Below are 13031 nucleotides of genomic sequence, written 5' to 3'. Positions count from 1 at the left end.
CCGAACGTGGGGAAATACTGGCACAGCGCTCATCCGCCTGTCACGGCGAACGGAGGAGAACGCTCATCCGGAAACATGATCGTCACGAATTCCGCACCCGGAGGCCGTGTCGACCGCCGATTCAGTCCCCGGAGGCCGTGCCGTCAGCGGGTGAGGGGCGGGCGTCCCGAGCCGCCGGGGGACCCGTCGACGCGCTCGACCGCCATCTCGACGGAGGAGAGCAGGATCCGGCTGCCGAGCTTCGCGCGGTAGCGGCGGCCGGCCTCGAGCGGGAGCGGCGCCTGGGTCGGCGCGACCAGCACGGACCCGTTGGCCGACCAGCGGTCCCTGACCCAGAGCCCGCCCTCGTCGAAGCCGAACTCGAGGTGGGTCTTGGAGAGGGATCGCGACGGATCCGGGATCGCGAGGATGTGCCGGAACGTCTCGTTGGGGTCCGGGAGCGGCTGGCGTCCGATCAGGCCGTTGCCGGTCACGATCGCGTGCTGCCCGGTCGCGAAGCTGAGGCGCACGAGCCCCTGCGAGGGCGGCGCCATCGGTGCGCCGGGGGCGGGACGCCGGTGCCGGCCGGGGGCCAGGCCCGGCAGCCAGGCACGGCGGGACGGGTCGAGGACCGTCGTGTCGCCGGAGGACGAGGGGCGGGACGCACCCGTCGTGGCATGCGCCGCCACCGACGAACCGCACTCGCCGCAGAGGATCGCCCCGGGAGCGAGGTTGGAGCCACACGTGCTGCAGATCACCGAGAACGCCCTTCCGCTCACCATCGTACCCAGCGCCGGCGCGGGGAGCCTCGAGCCGGCCGAACCCGACGCGAACCGGCAGGCGCAGGACCGTCGTACGGCCGTTCGGCGCGTGCGGGCGGTCCGGCGGCACCGCGACCGCGGCCGTCCCGTGCCGGAGCTCTGCTCGTCAGACCGGTGCGCCGGCCTCCTCGTCGCCGGTGACCGCGAGGACGTCGACGACGATCACGGTGACGTTGTCGCGCCCGCCGTTGTCCAGCGCGGCGTCGACCAGGGCGTCGGCCGCCTCCTGAGCGGAGCCGGTGCCGCTGAGCAGGTGGCCGACGCCGGCATCGGTCAGCTCCTTCGTGAGTCCGTCCGAGCAGATCAGCAGACGCGATCCGGCGAGGACGGGCACGAGCCGGTAGTCGGGGACGGGCGCCTCGTGGAAGCCGACCGCGCGGGTGATCACGTTGCTGTGCGGATGCACGTCGGCCTCGTCGCGGGAGATCAGGCCCGCGTCGACAAGCTCCTGGACGATGGAGTGGTCCACGGTGAGCTGCACGAGGGTCCCGGCGACGCTCAGGTACACGCGCGAGTCGCCGATGTTGAAGACGGACCAGTAGGGCTCTCCCCCGACCACCGTGAGCGCGATCCCGGTGACCGTGGTCCCGGTGCCGACGTCGGCCGTGTGCGACTGCCGGGCGATGTCCCCGACCGCCTCTCGAAGCGCCCGGTCGATCTCCTCCGCTCCGACGGTCGCGCCGAGCGCCGCGGTGGACAGGCGCGACACGACCGCGTCGCTGGCGACCTCTCCTGCCGCGTGCCCGCCCATCCCGTCGGCGACAGCGAAGAGCGGGCTCTTGGCGAGGTAGCTGTCCTCGTTCGCGCTGCGCACGTGGCCGGTCTCGGTGCGCGCGGCCCAGCCGAGGGTGACTTCGGCCGAGGGTGCGTCGGAGCTCCAGGCGGAGACGGGGACGGTGACGGACGCGCGGCTGCGGCCGATCTGCGTCATCGCTGCTCCTCGCATCCCCGTGGCCCGCGGTCGTCCGGTCCGACGGCCCGTGACCGCCGGCGCCAGGGGTGCCCGGCCGCCTCCCGATGGTAGTCGCTGACGGCCCTCCGCCGAGCCGGCCGCCATCGCTGTCGCCCGATGTCCGTCGCGCAGACGGGTCGACGCTCCGACCACCGGATCCGATGCCGGATCGAGCTCCGACGTGCGGATCCACTTGCCCGGGCACCCGTGGACTGCCAGAATCGCCGCATGGCCCCGTCTCGCCCGCCCTCTCAGCGTCCTGTCCAGCTCGACGAGGTGTCGAAGGCGATCATCGAGCAGCTGCAGGCCGACGGTCGGCGCTCGTACGCCGAGATCGGCAAGGCCGTGGGCCTGAGCGAGGCGGCCGTCCGGCAGCGGGTGCAGAAGCTCACCGAGTCGGGCGTCATGCAGATCGTCGCGGTGACGGATCCGATGCAGCTCGGCTTCTACCGCCAGGCGATGATCGGTGTGCGCGTCACCGGCGACACCCGCGACGTCGCGGACCGGCTCGCCTCCATCCCCGCCGTCGACTACGTCGTGCTGACGGCCGGCTCCTTCGACATCCTCGCCGAGGTCGTGTGCGAGAACGACGACGATCTGATCGCCCTGCTCAACCAGGAGATCCGGTCGCTTCCCGGCGTGCTCTCGACCGAGACCTTCGTCTATCTGAAGCTCCACAAGCAGTTCTACAACTGGGGAACGCGGTAAAAGATGACCACCGAGACAGCCTTCTCGACCTCCGGCCTCGAGTCGGGCGATCCCGTCCGCGGGACCGACGCGCCTGGGGGGACCGACGACGCCTCCCTGCAGAAGAAGGCGAAGGACCACCTCTGGATGCACTTCACCCGTCAGTCGACGATGGACTCGGGCGCGGGCGTGCCGATCATCACTCGCGGCGAGGGACACCACATCTGGGACAGCACCGGGCGCAAGTACTTCGACGGCCTGTCCGGCCTCTTCGTCGTCAATGCCGGACACGGGCGGCGCCGACTGGCGGAGGCCGCGGCGAAGCAGGCGTCCGAGCTCTCCTTCTTCCCGCTGTGGTCCTACGCGACCCCCTCGGCGATCGAGCTGGCCGACCGGCTCGCCGACCACGCGCCGGGCGACCTGAACCGGGTCTTCTTCTCGACCGGCGGCGGCGAGGCTGTGGAGACGGCTTTCAAGCTCGCCAAGCACTACTGGAAGCTGCAGGGCAAGCCGGGCAAGCACAAGGTCGTCTCGCGCTCGGTCGCGTATCACGGCACTCCCCAGGGAGCGCTCGCGATCACGGGCATCCCCGGGATGAAGTCGATGTTCGAGCCGCTGGTGCCGGGCGGCTTCCGCGTCCCCAACACCAACTTCTACCGGGCTCCCGAGCACGGCGACGACCTGGAGGCGTTCGGCCTGTGGGCGGCGAACCGCATCGAGGAGATGATCGAGTTCGAGGGGCCGGACACGGTGGCCGCCGTGTTCCTGGAGCCCGTCCAGAACTCGGGCGGCTGCTTCCCGCCCCCTCCCGGGTACTTCCAGAGGGTCCGCGAGATCTGCGACAAGCACGACGTGCTGCTGGTGTCCGATGAGGTGATCTGCGCGTTCGGCCGCATCGGGCACATGTTCGCCTGCGACGAGTACGGCTACGTGCCGGACATGATCACCTGCGCGAAGGGGATGACCAGCGGCTACTCCCCCATCGGCGCGACGATCGTCAGCGATCGGATCTACGAGCCCTTCCGCCACGGTCAGGTCGTCTTCCCGCACGGCTACACCTTCGGCGGCCACCCCGTCTCGGCCGCGGTCGCGCTCGAGAACCTCGACATCTTCGAGGAGGAGGGCCTGAACGAGCGCGTGCGCGAGAACTCGCCCGTCTTCCGGTCCACGCTCGAGAAGCTGCTCGACCTGCCGATCGTCGGCGACGTCCGGGGCGACGGCTACTTCTTCGGCATCGAGCTGGTGAAGGACAAGGCGACGAAGGAGACGTTCGACGAGGACGAGTCGGAGCGGCTGCTGCGCGGATTCCTCTCGAAGGGGCTCTTCGACGCTGGGCTGTACTGCCGGGCGGACGACCGCGGCGATCCCGTCGTCCAGCTCGCGCCGCCGCTCACCATCGGCCCGCGCGAGTTCGACGAGATCGAGCAGATCCTCCGGAGCGTGCTCACCGAGGCCTGGTCGCGGCTCTAGCGCCCTCACGCGGCGCGCTCCCGCCGATCGGCGGCGAGTGCGGCCGCGACTCGGCGCGCACCTGCGTGGTGCGGATCGAGAGCGACGGCCTCGTCGGCGAGCCGTCCGGCCTCGTCGGCACGGCCCTCACCGGCCAGGATCCGGGCGAGGAGGACGAGCACTCCGGCTCGCTCACTCGGGGGTGCGACGACGGCGGCACGGCGGAGCAGCGGGGCGAGCGCTCCCGCCGCGCCGGGGTCACCGCTCCGCGCCGACCGCAGCACGCGGTCCGCACCGCGGCTGCGCTGCACGGCCACGACGAGCGCAGCCAGGCCCGCCGGCCGGACCTCGGGATCGGGACCGGCGAGAGCTCGCCGGACGAGGTCGTCGACACCGCGCAACAGCACGTCGGGCAGTTCGGCCCGCGGGTGGCGGTCGAGGAGACGGTCGACCGCGGCGGCCACCGCTCGCGGGTCGTCCCGGTCGCCGGCCTCGAGCCCGTCGTCGCCGCCGGACGACGGGAGCACGGCGACCCGGAGGGCGAGATCGGGGAGCCGGCGCGCACGCTCCTCGAGGGCGGCGACGAGTCCCTCGCACGACTCCGCACCCGCCTCGCCGGGATGCACCAGCGCGAGTGCTCGCCGCACCCGCCCGAACCGGCCGAGCGCACCGAGGCAGGCCCGCGCGACCAGGGCCGGATCCGCCCCCGACAGCTCGAAGCGGAGCGAGCCGCTCGGCGCGCCGGCCCGGAACGGGACGAGCACGAGGCTCGCCTCCGCCGCACCCCGCCGGGATCCGTGAGCGGCATGGAACAGTGCGGCGTCGTCGGGTGAAGCCGGGACACGCGAGGCGGGAGCGGGGTGGAGGAGGAGCGCTGAGGAGGTCATGCTGCGATCCTGCCGACCACCGCACCCGCCGGGAGCGACGGTCCTCCGGGATCATCGGAAGGATCTCGAGATCGTCGCCTGTGGAGGAAGAGGTCCCATCGACACCGAATCGCCGGCGCATGGATGGCGCCCTCGAGCCAGGAATCCCTCCACAGGGCCCGATCGGCAGAGTCCTGCACCGGTGTCCGGTTCCCGCCGGTCGGCGGGGAGTACCGCGGATACTCTCGACGCATGAGAACGACTCCCCTTCACGTCCGACGGACGACGAGCCCCCTCGGCCGCATCGAGGTGGGCAGCGACGGCGATGCGATCGTCTCGCTCGCCATCGAGCAGGCCGGTCTGCTCCCGCACGAGCACCTCCCGGAGTCGGATCTCCCGGTGCTCCTGCGGGCCGTCGAGCAGCTGGACGAGTACTTCGATGGGACCCGCCGCTCCTTCGATCTGCCGGTCGCTCTGCGCGGCACGCCCTTCCAGCTCGAGATCTGGCAGCGGCTCCAGGCTCTGGGCTTCGGGGAGATCACCTCCTACGGCGCACTGGGCACGGCCGCCGGTCGCCCCCGAGCGGGCCGGCCGATCGGCGGAGCGGTCGGTGCGAACCCGGTGCCGATCATCGTGGGCTGCCACCGCGTCCTCGCGAGCGACGGACGGATCACCGGCTTCAGCGCGGGCGAGGGCGTCGCCACGAAAGCCTGGCTTCTCGATCACGAGGGGATCCCCCACCGATGAGCACGGCCGACGGACTCGTCGAGGGAGAGGACGGCCTGGTCCGCTGCGCCTGGAGCGGCGCGGATCCGGAGTACCGCCGCTACCACGACGAGGAATGGGGCACCCCGCTGCACGGAGATCGCCCGCTGTTCGAGAAGGTCTCCCTCGAGGCGTTCCAGTCCGGCCTCTCCTGGATCACGATCCTCCGCAAGCGGCCGAGGTTCCGCGAGGCCTTCGACGGCTTCGATCCGGCCCGCGTCGCCCGGTACGACGACACCGATGTCGAGCGGCTGATGGAGGACAGCGGCATCATCCGGAACCGCGCGAAGATCATCGCCACCCGGGACAACGCCCGGGCCGTGCTCGCGCTCCTGGAGCAGAGAGGCGAGGGCGCGCTCGACGAGCTCGTGTGGTCCTTCCACGATCCGGACGTCGAGGACCGGGTGGTCCGAGCCGCCGACGTCCCTGCGACGACGCCCGGGTCGACGGCGCTCGCGCGAGCGCTGAAGGCCGCTGGGCTCCGCTTCGTCGGACCGACCACCGCGTACGCGCTGATGCAGTCGGCCGGAGTCGTCGACGACCACCTCACCGGCTGCTGGCGCCGACGCTGACGCCTACGACTCCGGCACGACGAGGTCGAGCTCTCCCGTGTGCCGGTTCTCGGCGAGCAGGAACCCGCGCCCGGCCGCCCACGCCGAGAGCTCGCCGAGCGACTCCGTCGCCACCCGGTCCTCCGCCAGCGCCCTGACGAAGCGTCCCTTGCCCTGCTTGTTGAAGTGGTTCAGCGACCGGAGGACGCCGTCGGCCCCGCGCGAGCGGACGCGGACGAAGAACCGCCCCTCGCCCGCAGGGACCGGTCCGAGCGCCGCGTACGCCTCGCTCCGCAGATCGAGGACGAGCCCGTCGAGCGCGCTCAGCACCCGCCCGGCCTCCGCCGCCCACCACCGCTTGAGCGGTCTGCCCGGCACACGGGAGTCGTGGGACAGACGGTATGCAGGGATCAGGTCGAGGGCGCGGATCGGCCCCCAGAGCGCGGACTGCACGATCGCCGTCCGACCGAGCACCTCCCGTGCACCGGAATCGAGGCTGCGCGCGTCGAGCGCATCGAACAGCACCCCGTCGAAGCGGTCGACCGCGGGGAGACCTGCCGCGGTCGCGAGCCCCGCGTTGCGATCGATCTCGCCGAACTGACGCGGACCGAGCTTCAGCGCCCGGGCAGAGAGCTCGGGGTCCCCGGCCAGCGCGATCAGCGCCTCCGCCAGCTCGCGCCGCTTCGCGTGGAGCTCGGGGAAGGCGAGCGACTCGAGCACGAACGGCTCGTCGCCGCCGTCGCGCTTCGTCTCGGACGGTGGCAGCAGGACGTGCACAGGACTCCTTCGGAGAAGAGGGACGGGCGGCACGACGGAGGGGCCGGACGATCGCGATGATCGTCCGGCCCCTCCGAGCCGCGGTGTACTAGACCAGCGATGCCTGACGGGCGACCACGGTCACCACGTCGTTCTCGACGGACAGGAAGCCGTCGTCGGCCTGCGCGGTGAGACGCGTGCCGTCCAGGGCCGTGACGCGCACCTCGCCGGTGGCGAGGATCGCGAGCATCGGCTCGTGGCCGGCGAGGATGCCGATCTCGCCCTCGACCGTGCGAGCCGTGAGCTGCTTCGCCTCTCCGGACCACACCTCGGCGTTCGCGGACACGACGCTGACCTTCAGGGTCCCGGCCATGATCAGCCGTTCTCCTTCTGGATCTGGGTCCACTTCTCCTCGACGTCCGAGATCGAGCCGACGTTGAAGAACGCCTGCTCGGCCACGTGGTCGAACTCGCCCTTGGTGATCGCGTCGAACGACTCGATCGTGTCCTTCAGCGGGACGGTCGATCCCTCGACACCGGTGAACTTCTTCGCCATGTAGGTGTTCTGCGAGAGGAACTGCTGGATCCGGCGCGCACGCGACACCGTGATCTTGTCCTCCTCCGACAGCTCGTCGACACCGAGGATCGCGATGATCTCCTGCAGCTCCTTGTTCTTCTGCAGGATCTGCTTCACGTTCGTCGCCACGCGGTAGTGGTCGGCGCCCAGGTAGCGGGGGTCGAGGATGCGCGAGGTGGACGTGAGCGGGTCGACGGCCGGGTAGAGGCCCTTCGACGCGATCTCGCGGGAGAGCTCGGTGGTCGCGTCGAGGTGGGCGAAGGTGGTCGCCGGCGCCGGGTCGGTGTAGTCGTCGGCGGGGACGTAGATCGCCTGCAGCGAGGTGATCGAGTGTCCGCGCGTCGAGGTGATGCGCTCCTGGAGCACACCCATCTCGTCGGCGAGGTTCGGCTGGTAGCCCACCGCGGAGGGCATGCGGCCCAGCAGGGTCGACACCTCCGAGCCGGCCTGCGTGAAGCGGAAGATGTTGTCGATGAAGAGCAGCACGTCCTGCTTCTGCACATCGCGGAAGTACTCCGCCATGGTCAGGGCCGACAGGGCGACGCGCAGACGCGTTCCCGGCGGCTCGTCCATCTGGCCGAAGACGAGAGCGGTCTTGTCGAAGACGCCCGCCTCCTCCATCTCGGCGATGAGGTCGTTGCCCTCACGGGTGCGCTCGCCGACGCCGGCGAACACGGACACTCCACCGTGGTCCTGCGCGACGCGCTGGATCATCTCCTGGATGAGGACGGTCTTGCCGACGCCCGCGCCGCCGAACAGGCCGATCTTGCCGCCCTGTACGTACGGAGTGAGCAGGTCGATGACCTTGATGCCGGTCTCGAACAGCTCGGTCTTGGACTCGAGCTGGTCGAACTGCGGGGGCTTGCGGTGGATCGGCCAGCGCTCGGTGATCTCGAACGACTCTCCGTTGATCTTCCCGTCGGCGTCGGCGTTGAGCACCTCGCCGATCACGTTGAAGACCTTGCCCTTGGTCACGTCGCCGACCGGGACCGAGATCGGCAGGCCGGTGTCGTGGACCTCCTGGCCGCGGACGAGTCCGTCGGTGGGGTTCAGGGAGATGGCCCGGACGAGGTCGTCGCCCAGGTGCTGCGCGACCTCGAAGGTCAGCTTGCTCGAGACGCCCTCGACCTCGACGTGCGTGTAGAGCGCGTTGTAGACCTCGGGGATCGCGTCGTGGGGGAACTCGATGTCAACGACGGGGCCGGTGACGCGGGCGATGCGGCCGATGGCCCCGCCCGACGTCCCGGTCGCCGCCTCAGGTGCGGTCAGTGTCATTGCTACTTCCTTCTGTGGTCTCACCGCTCCCGGAGGGCGGAGTCGAAACTGTGTGGAGCGGAGCCCTCTTACTTGGAGGAGGACAGGGCGTCGGCGCCGCCGACGATCTCGGCGATCTGCTGCGTGATCTCGGTCTGGCGGGCGTTGTTGGCGAGACGCGTGTAGGTCTTGATCAGCGTGTCCGCGTTGTCGCTCGCCGACTTCATGGCCTTCTGGCGTGCCGCGTGCTCCGAGGCCGCCGACTGCAGCATCGCGTTGAAGATGCGGCTCTCGACGTACACGGGCAGAAGGCGGTCGAGGACCGTCTCGGGGTCGGGCTCGAACTCGTAGAGCGGGTACAGCTCGCTGTTCTGCTCCTCGGCGCCCTCGACGACCTCGAGCGGCAGCAGCCGGACGACGGTCGGCTGCTGGGTGACCATGCTGACGAAGCGGTTGTAGACGAGGTGGATCTCGTCCACGCCGCCCTCCTCGTCATCGAGGTTGTACGACTCGACGACCGCGTCCGCGATCTCCTTCGCCGTCTCGAACACGGGCTGGTCGGTGCCGCCCGTCCAGACGCGGACGCTGGCCCGCTTCCGGAACGAGAAGTACGCGTTCGCCTTGCGGCCGACCAGGTAGAAGACGACCTCCTTGCCCTCGCTGCGCAGCAGCGCGGCCAGCTCCTCGGCCTCCTTGAGCACGCTCGAGGAGAACGCGCCGGCGAGGCCGCGGTCGGAGGTGAAGATCACGATCGCGGCCGTGTCCAGCTTCTCGCGCTCGGTCGTGAGCGGGTGCTCCACGTTCGAGTAGGTCGCGACAGCGGACACGGCGCGCGTGATCGCGTTCGAGTACGGCGCCGCGGCAGCGACGCGGTTCTGCGCCTTCTGGATGCGCGAGGCCGAGATCAGCTCCATGGCCCGAGTGATCTTCTTGGTCGTCTGGGCCGAGCGGATCTTCGACCGGTAGACCCGGAGTTGCGCTCCCATGTGTCTCCTGTTGTCCTATAAGTGGCGAATCGTCGGGGTGCCGCTGGTCAGCGACGGCCCTTGACGATCTTCTCCTGGCCGACCTCGTCGGCCGCGATGGCCTGGTGCTCCTCGCGCCCGACCGAGGCGAGCGGCTTGCCCTCACCGGTCTGGAACTCCAGCTTGAAGCCGTCGACGGCACGGTTGAGCTCGGCGACGGTGTCGTCGGAGAGCACGTTGGTGTCGCGGAGGGTGTTCAGCACCTGGGTGTTGCGGCCCAGGTAGTCCAGGAGCTCGCGCTCGAAGCGCAGCACGTCGGGGACCGGGACCTCGTCGAGCTTGCCGTTCGTTCCGGCCCAGATCGAGACGACCTGCTCCTCGACGGGGTACGGCGAGTACTGCGGCTGCTTGAGCAGCTCGGTGAGGCGGGCGCCGCGGGCGAGCTGACGGCGCGAGGCGGCGTCGAGGTCGGAGGCGAACATCGCGAAGGCCTCGAGCGAGCGGTACTGCGCCAGCTCGAGCTTCAGCGTGCCGGAGACCTTCTTGATCGACTTGACCTGCGCGTCGCCGCCGACCCGCGAGACCGAGATGCCCACGTCGACCGCGGGACGCTGGTTGGCGTTGAAGAGGTCGGACTGGAGGAAGATCTGGCCGTCGGTGATCGAGATCACGTTGGTCGGGATGTAGGCCGAGACGTCGTTCGCCTTGGTCTCGATGATCGGGAGACCGGTCATCGAGCCGGCGCCGAGCTCGTCGGACAGCTTCGCGCAGCGCTCCAGCAGACGGGAGTGCAGGTAGAAGACGTCACCCGGGTACGCCTCGCGTCCCGGCGGGCGGCGCAGGAGGAGCGACACGGCGCGGTACGCCTCGGCCTGCTTCGACAGGTCGTCGAAGATGATCAGGACGTGCTTGCCGCCGTACATCCAGTGCTGGCCGATGGCCGAGCCGGTGTAGGGGGCGAGGTACTTGAAGCCGGCGGGGTCGGAGGCGGGGGACGCGACGATGGTCGTGTACTCCATCGCTCCGGCGTCCTCGAGCGCGCCCTTCACCGAGGCGATGGTCGAGCCCTTCTGGCCGATGGCGACGTAGATGCAGCGGACCTGCTTGTTCGTGTCGCCCGACTCCCAGTTGGCCTTCTGGTTGATGATCGTGTCGATCGCGATGGCCGTCTTGCCGGTCTGGCGGTCGCCGATGATGAGCTGGCGCTGGCCGCGGCCGACCGGGATCATCGCGTCGATGGCCTTGATGCCGGTCTGCAGCGGCTCGTGGACCGACTTGCGCGACATGACGCCGGGAGCCTGGAGCTCGAGGGCGCGGCGGCCCTCGGAGGCGATCTCGCCGAGTCCGTCGATCGGGTTGCCGAGCGGGTCGACGACGCGGCCGAGGTAGCCGTCGCCGACGGGGACCGAGAGGACCTCGCCGGTGCGGGTGACCTCCATGCCCTCCTCGATGCCGGAGAACTCGCCGAGGACGACGACGCCGATCTCGTTCTCGTCGAGGTTCTGGGCCAGGCCCAGGACACCGTTGGAGAAGCGGATGAGCTCGTTGGCCATGACGCCGGGGAGGCCCTCGACGTGGGCGATGCCGTCGGCGGCGTCGATGACGTAGCCGACCTCGGTGGTGGAGGCCTTGCCCGGCTCGTACGACGAGACGAAGTCCTTCAGCGCGTCGCGGATCTCATCCGGGCTGATGGTGATATCTGCCATGGGAATTCCTATTCGTTGGGTCCGTGCGAGCCGAAGAGGTCGTCGGGGCCTGACCTGGATGGTGCGGGGGTCGAGGGCAGTGCCCTCTGAGGATACGTGCGCCCGTCAGGACGCGAGCTGGAGCTTCAGGTCGGACAGCCGTGCGGAGACGGTTCCGTCGATGACCTCGTCGCCGACGTGCAGGCGCATCCCGCCCAGGAGGGAGGGATCGACCACGACGTTGACGGAGACCGGTCGGCTGTACTGGCGCGTGAGCGCCGAGCGGAGCCGGTCGAGCTGCTCGGGGGCGATCGGTGCGGCGACCGAGACCGTGGCGAGGATGAACCCGCCCTGGTCGGCGACCACGCCTGCTGCGAAGCGGACGAGCTCCGGGATGCGGCGACCGCGCGGGTGCGCGATCAGCTGCCGGAGGATCGCCAGCGTCTCGGCCGCGGCCTTGCCCTCGAGGAGGCGCTGCACGAGCGCGACCTTCGAGTCGGCGGCGGCGAGCTTGCTGCCGAGCGCGAGCTCGAGCTGGGCGTCGGAGGCGACGACCTCGCCGAAGGAGTGGAGCTCCTTCTCGAGGTTGACGCCCTCCGGAGCGGACGACGCGATCGCGCGGACCCCGACCTCCTCGACCCCGGCGACCATGTCGCTCGGCCTCGACCAGCGGTGGCCGACGATCACGGTGAGCAGGCGCTTGGCCGGCTCGCCGAAGGGACCGAACACGCGGGCGACGAGAGCCTGCTTGCTGCTCGAGTCGGCGCTCGGGTCGGCGAGGGCCGCGCGCAGCTGCGCCTGGCCGTCGATGACCCGTGCGGCCTCGAAGAGCTGCTGGGCCGTGTCGAGGGACGCCTGACCGGCGAGGGCGGAGAGCTCCGCCTTCGCCGATGCGAGTGCCTGCCTGGACGCGCTGCCCATCAGTTGTTCGCCTTCTCCGAGGCCTCGAGGTCGGCGAGGAAGCGGTCCACGATCGCGGACGCCTTCGCGTCGTCGTTGAGGCTCTCGCCGATCACGCCGGAGGCGAGGTCGATGGCGAGGGTTCCGACTTCGGAGCGGAGCGAGACCACGGCGGCCTGACGGTCCGCCTCGATCTGGGCGTGCGCGTTGTGGAGGATGCGCTCGGCCTCGACCTGCGCCTGCTCCTTCTTCGCCGCCACGATCGCGTTGCCGTCGGCGTTCGCCTTCTCACGGATCACTCCGGCCTCGGCGCGGGCCTCGGCCAGCTGGGCGGTGTACTTCTCGAGGGCGGCCTCGGCCTGTCGCTGGGCCTCGTCGGCCTTCGCGATGTTCCCCTCGATCGCGGCGGAGCGCGCGTCGAGCATCTTCTGCAGGCGCGGCAGGACCAGCCTCCAGAAGAAGAACAGCAGGATGAGGAAGATCACCCCCGACCAGAAGAAGTCGTAGAACTCCGGGATCAGAATGACCGCGGGGACGTCACCTTCTTCCGCAGCGATGTTCACAGCGGTGCTGAACACGACTACGCCGCGAAGATGAAGTAGGTGGCGAGGCCGATGAGCGCGAGCACCTCGGTGAACGCGATGCCGAGGAACATCGTGGTCTGGAGGCGGCCGGCCATCTCGGGCTGGCGCGCCATGGCCTCGACGGTCTTGCCCGCGACGATGCCGACACCGATGCCGGGGCCGATCGCTGCGAGGCCGTAACCGACCGTCGCGATGTTGCCGGTGAGTTCGGCGAGAACGGTGACTGAGTCCACGAGTGGGT

The 13031-nt window shown here is 70.2% G+C and carries 15 protein-coding genes; 4 read left to right on the top strand and 11 right to left on the bottom strand.

Annotated elements, in window-relative coordinates; translation table 11 throughout:
* Positions 1-143 precede the first annotated feature (143 nt).
* Both C5C35_RS02765 and C5C35_RS02760 read right to left on the bottom strand, forming a co-directional pair.
* Positions 144-668, bottom strand: coding sequence for a hypothetical protein (locus C5C35_RS02765; RefSeq protein WP_104262500.1), 525 nt, complete (start codon positions 666-668; stop codon positions 144-146).
* 238 nt (positions 669-906) lie between these two features.
* On the bottom strand, positions 907-1731 hold the full coding sequence (locus tag C5C35_RS02760) for a PP2C family serine/threonine-protein phosphatase (protein ID WP_104225583.1): 825 nt from the start codon (positions 1729-1731) through the stop codon (positions 907-909).
* A gap of 249 nt (positions 1732-1980) precedes the next feature.
* Here C5C35_RS02760 and C5C35_RS02755 point away from each other — a divergent pair, with 249 nt between their 5' ends.
* Positions 1981-2460, top strand: coding sequence for an Lrp/AsnC family transcriptional regulator (locus tag C5C35_RS02755; RefSeq protein WP_104223032.1), 480 nt, complete (start codon positions 1981-1983; stop codon positions 2458-2460).
* A 3-nt stretch (positions 2461-2463) separates the two neighbouring features.
* Entirely contained in the window at positions 2464-3909 is a 1446-nt protein-coding gene (locus C5C35_RS02750) for an aspartate aminotransferase family protein (protein ID WP_104262499.1), read from the top strand.
* A gap of 5 nt (positions 3910-3914) precedes the next feature.
* Here C5C35_RS02750 and C5C35_RS16670 read toward each other — a convergent pair whose 3' ends face one another.
* Positions 3915-4775, bottom strand: a complete 861-nt coding sequence (locus tag C5C35_RS16670; RefSeq protein WP_146084556.1) for a hypothetical protein — start codon at positions 4773-4775, stop codon at positions 3915-3917.
* Between the two features lie 231 nt (positions 4776-5006).
* On the opposite strand from C5C35_RS16670, the gene C5C35_RS02740 reads away from it, so the two are divergent.
* Both C5C35_RS02740 and C5C35_RS02735 read left to right on the top strand, forming a co-directional pair.
* On the top strand, positions 5007-5501 hold the full coding sequence (locus C5C35_RS02740) for a methylated-DNA--[protein]-cysteine S-methyltransferase (RefSeq protein ID WP_104223029.1): 495 nt from the start codon (positions 5007-5009) through the stop codon (positions 5499-5501).
* Positions 5498-6091 (top strand): DNA-3-methyladenine glycosylase I, encoded by a 594-nt coding sequence (locus C5C35_RS02735; RefSeq protein WP_104262497.1) that lies wholly within the window; start codon positions 5498-5500, stop codon positions 6089-6091. The genes C5C35_RS02740 and C5C35_RS02735 overlap by 4 nt, the downstream gene beginning before the upstream one ends.
* Positions 6092-6094: 3 nt before the next feature.
* On the opposite strand, the gene C5C35_RS02730 is transcribed toward C5C35_RS02735, so the two are convergent.
* The 8 genes from C5C35_RS02730 to C5C35_RS02695 all read right to left on the bottom strand — a co-directional run bounded on the left by C5C35_RS02730 (position 6095) and on the right by C5C35_RS02695 (position 13023).
* Positions 6095-6847 (bottom strand): YaaA family protein, encoded by a 753-nt coding sequence (locus C5C35_RS02730; protein WP_104223027.1) that lies wholly within the window; start codon positions 6845-6847, stop codon positions 6095-6097.
* 88 nt (positions 6848-6935) lie between these two features.
* The gene (locus tag C5C35_RS02725) at positions 6936-7199 is read right to left on the bottom strand and encodes a F0F1 ATP synthase subunit epsilon (protein ID WP_104223026.1); all 264 of its coding nucleotides are present in this window, start codon (positions 7197-7199) and stop codon (positions 6936-6938) included.
* Positions 7200-7201: 2 nt separating this feature from the next.
* The gene (gene atpD / locus C5C35_RS02720; protein ID WP_104223025.1) at positions 7202-8677 is read right to left on the bottom strand and encodes a F0F1 ATP synthase subunit beta; all 1476 of its coding nucleotides are present in this window, start codon (positions 8675-8677) and stop codon (positions 7202-7204) included.
* 68 nt (positions 8678-8745) lie between these two features.
* A complete protein-coding gene (locus C5C35_RS02715) occupies positions 8746-9642 on the bottom strand; it encodes a F0F1 ATP synthase subunit gamma (protein WP_104223024.1) in 897 nt (298 codons plus the stop codon).
* Positions 9643-9689: 47 nt separating this feature from the next.
* A complete protein-coding gene (gene atpA, locus C5C35_RS02710) occupies positions 9690-11327 on the bottom strand; it encodes a F0F1 ATP synthase subunit alpha (protein WP_104223023.1) in 1638 nt (545 codons plus the stop codon).
* A 105-nt stretch (positions 11328-11432) separates the two neighbouring features.
* Positions 11433-12227 (bottom strand): F0F1 ATP synthase subunit delta, encoded by a 795-nt coding sequence (locus tag C5C35_RS02705; protein WP_104262496.1) that lies wholly within the window; start codon positions 12225-12227, stop codon positions 11433-11435.
* Positions 12227-12784, bottom strand: coding sequence for a F0F1 ATP synthase subunit B (locus C5C35_RS02700; protein WP_244229449.1), 558 nt, complete (start codon positions 12782-12784; stop codon positions 12227-12229). Before C5C35_RS02700 ends, C5C35_RS02705 begins: the two co-directional genes overlap by 1 nt.
* A gap of 2 nt (positions 12785-12786) precedes the next feature.
* Positions 12787-13023, bottom strand: coding sequence for an ATP synthase F0 subunit C (locus C5C35_RS02695; protein ID WP_055794702.1), 237 nt, complete (start codon positions 13021-13023; stop codon positions 12787-12789).
* Positions 13024-13031: the final 8 nt, after the last annotated feature.

The organism is Rathayibacter sp. AY1F8, from assembly GCF_002932165.1.
Lineage (GTDB): Bacteria > Actinomycetota > Actinomycetes > Actinomycetales > Microbacteriaceae > Rathayibacter.
The sequence above is the reverse complement of the archived record's forward strand: the minus strand, read 5'-3'. Positions and strand labels throughout refer to the sequence as shown.

Bases quoted from the DNA above. Each gene is read 5' to 3' on its own strand.
- C5C35_RS02755 (WP_104223032.1), top strand. From the start codon at position 1,981: ATGGCCCCGTCTCGCCCGCCCTCTCAGCGTCCTGTCCAGCTCGACGAG.
- atpD (WP_104223025.1), bottom strand. From the start codon at position 8,677: ATGACACTGACCGCACCTGAGGCGGCGACCGGGACGTCGGGCGGGGCC.
- atpA (WP_104223023.1), bottom strand. From the start codon at position 11,327: ATGGCAGATATCACCATCAGCCCGGATGAGATCCGCGACGCGCTGAAG.
- C5C35_RS02760 (WP_104225583.1), bottom strand. From the start codon at position 1,731: ATGACGCAGATCGGCCGCAGCCGCGCGTCCGTCACCGTCCCCGTCTCC.
- C5C35_RS02705 (WP_104262496.1), bottom strand. From the start codon at position 12,227: ATGGGCAGCGCGTCCAGGCAGGCACTCGCATCGGCGAAGGCGGAGCTC.
- C5C35_RS02735 (WP_104262497.1), top strand. From the start codon at position 5,498: ATGAGCACGGCCGACGGACTCGTCGAGGGAGAGGACGGCCTGGTCCGC.
- C5C35_RS02725 (WP_104223026.1), bottom strand. From the start codon at position 7,199: ATGGCCGGGACCCTGAAGGTCAGCGTCGTGTCCGCGAACGCCGAGGTG.
- C5C35_RS02750 (WP_104262499.1), top strand. From the start codon at position 2,464: ATGACCACCGAGACAGCCTTCTCGACCTCCGGCCTCGAGTCGGGCGAT.
- C5C35_RS02715 (WP_104223024.1), bottom strand. From the start codon at position 9,642: ATGGGAGCGCAACTCCGGGTCTACCGGTCGAAGATCCGCTCGGCCCAG.
- C5C35_RS02740 (WP_104223029.1), top strand. From the start codon at position 5,007: ATGAGAACGACTCCCCTTCACGTCCGACGGACGACGAGCCCCCTCGGC.
- C5C35_RS16670 (WP_146084556.1), bottom strand. From the start codon at position 4,775: ATGACCTCCTCAGCGCTCCTCCTCCACCCCGCTCCCGCCTCGCGTGTC.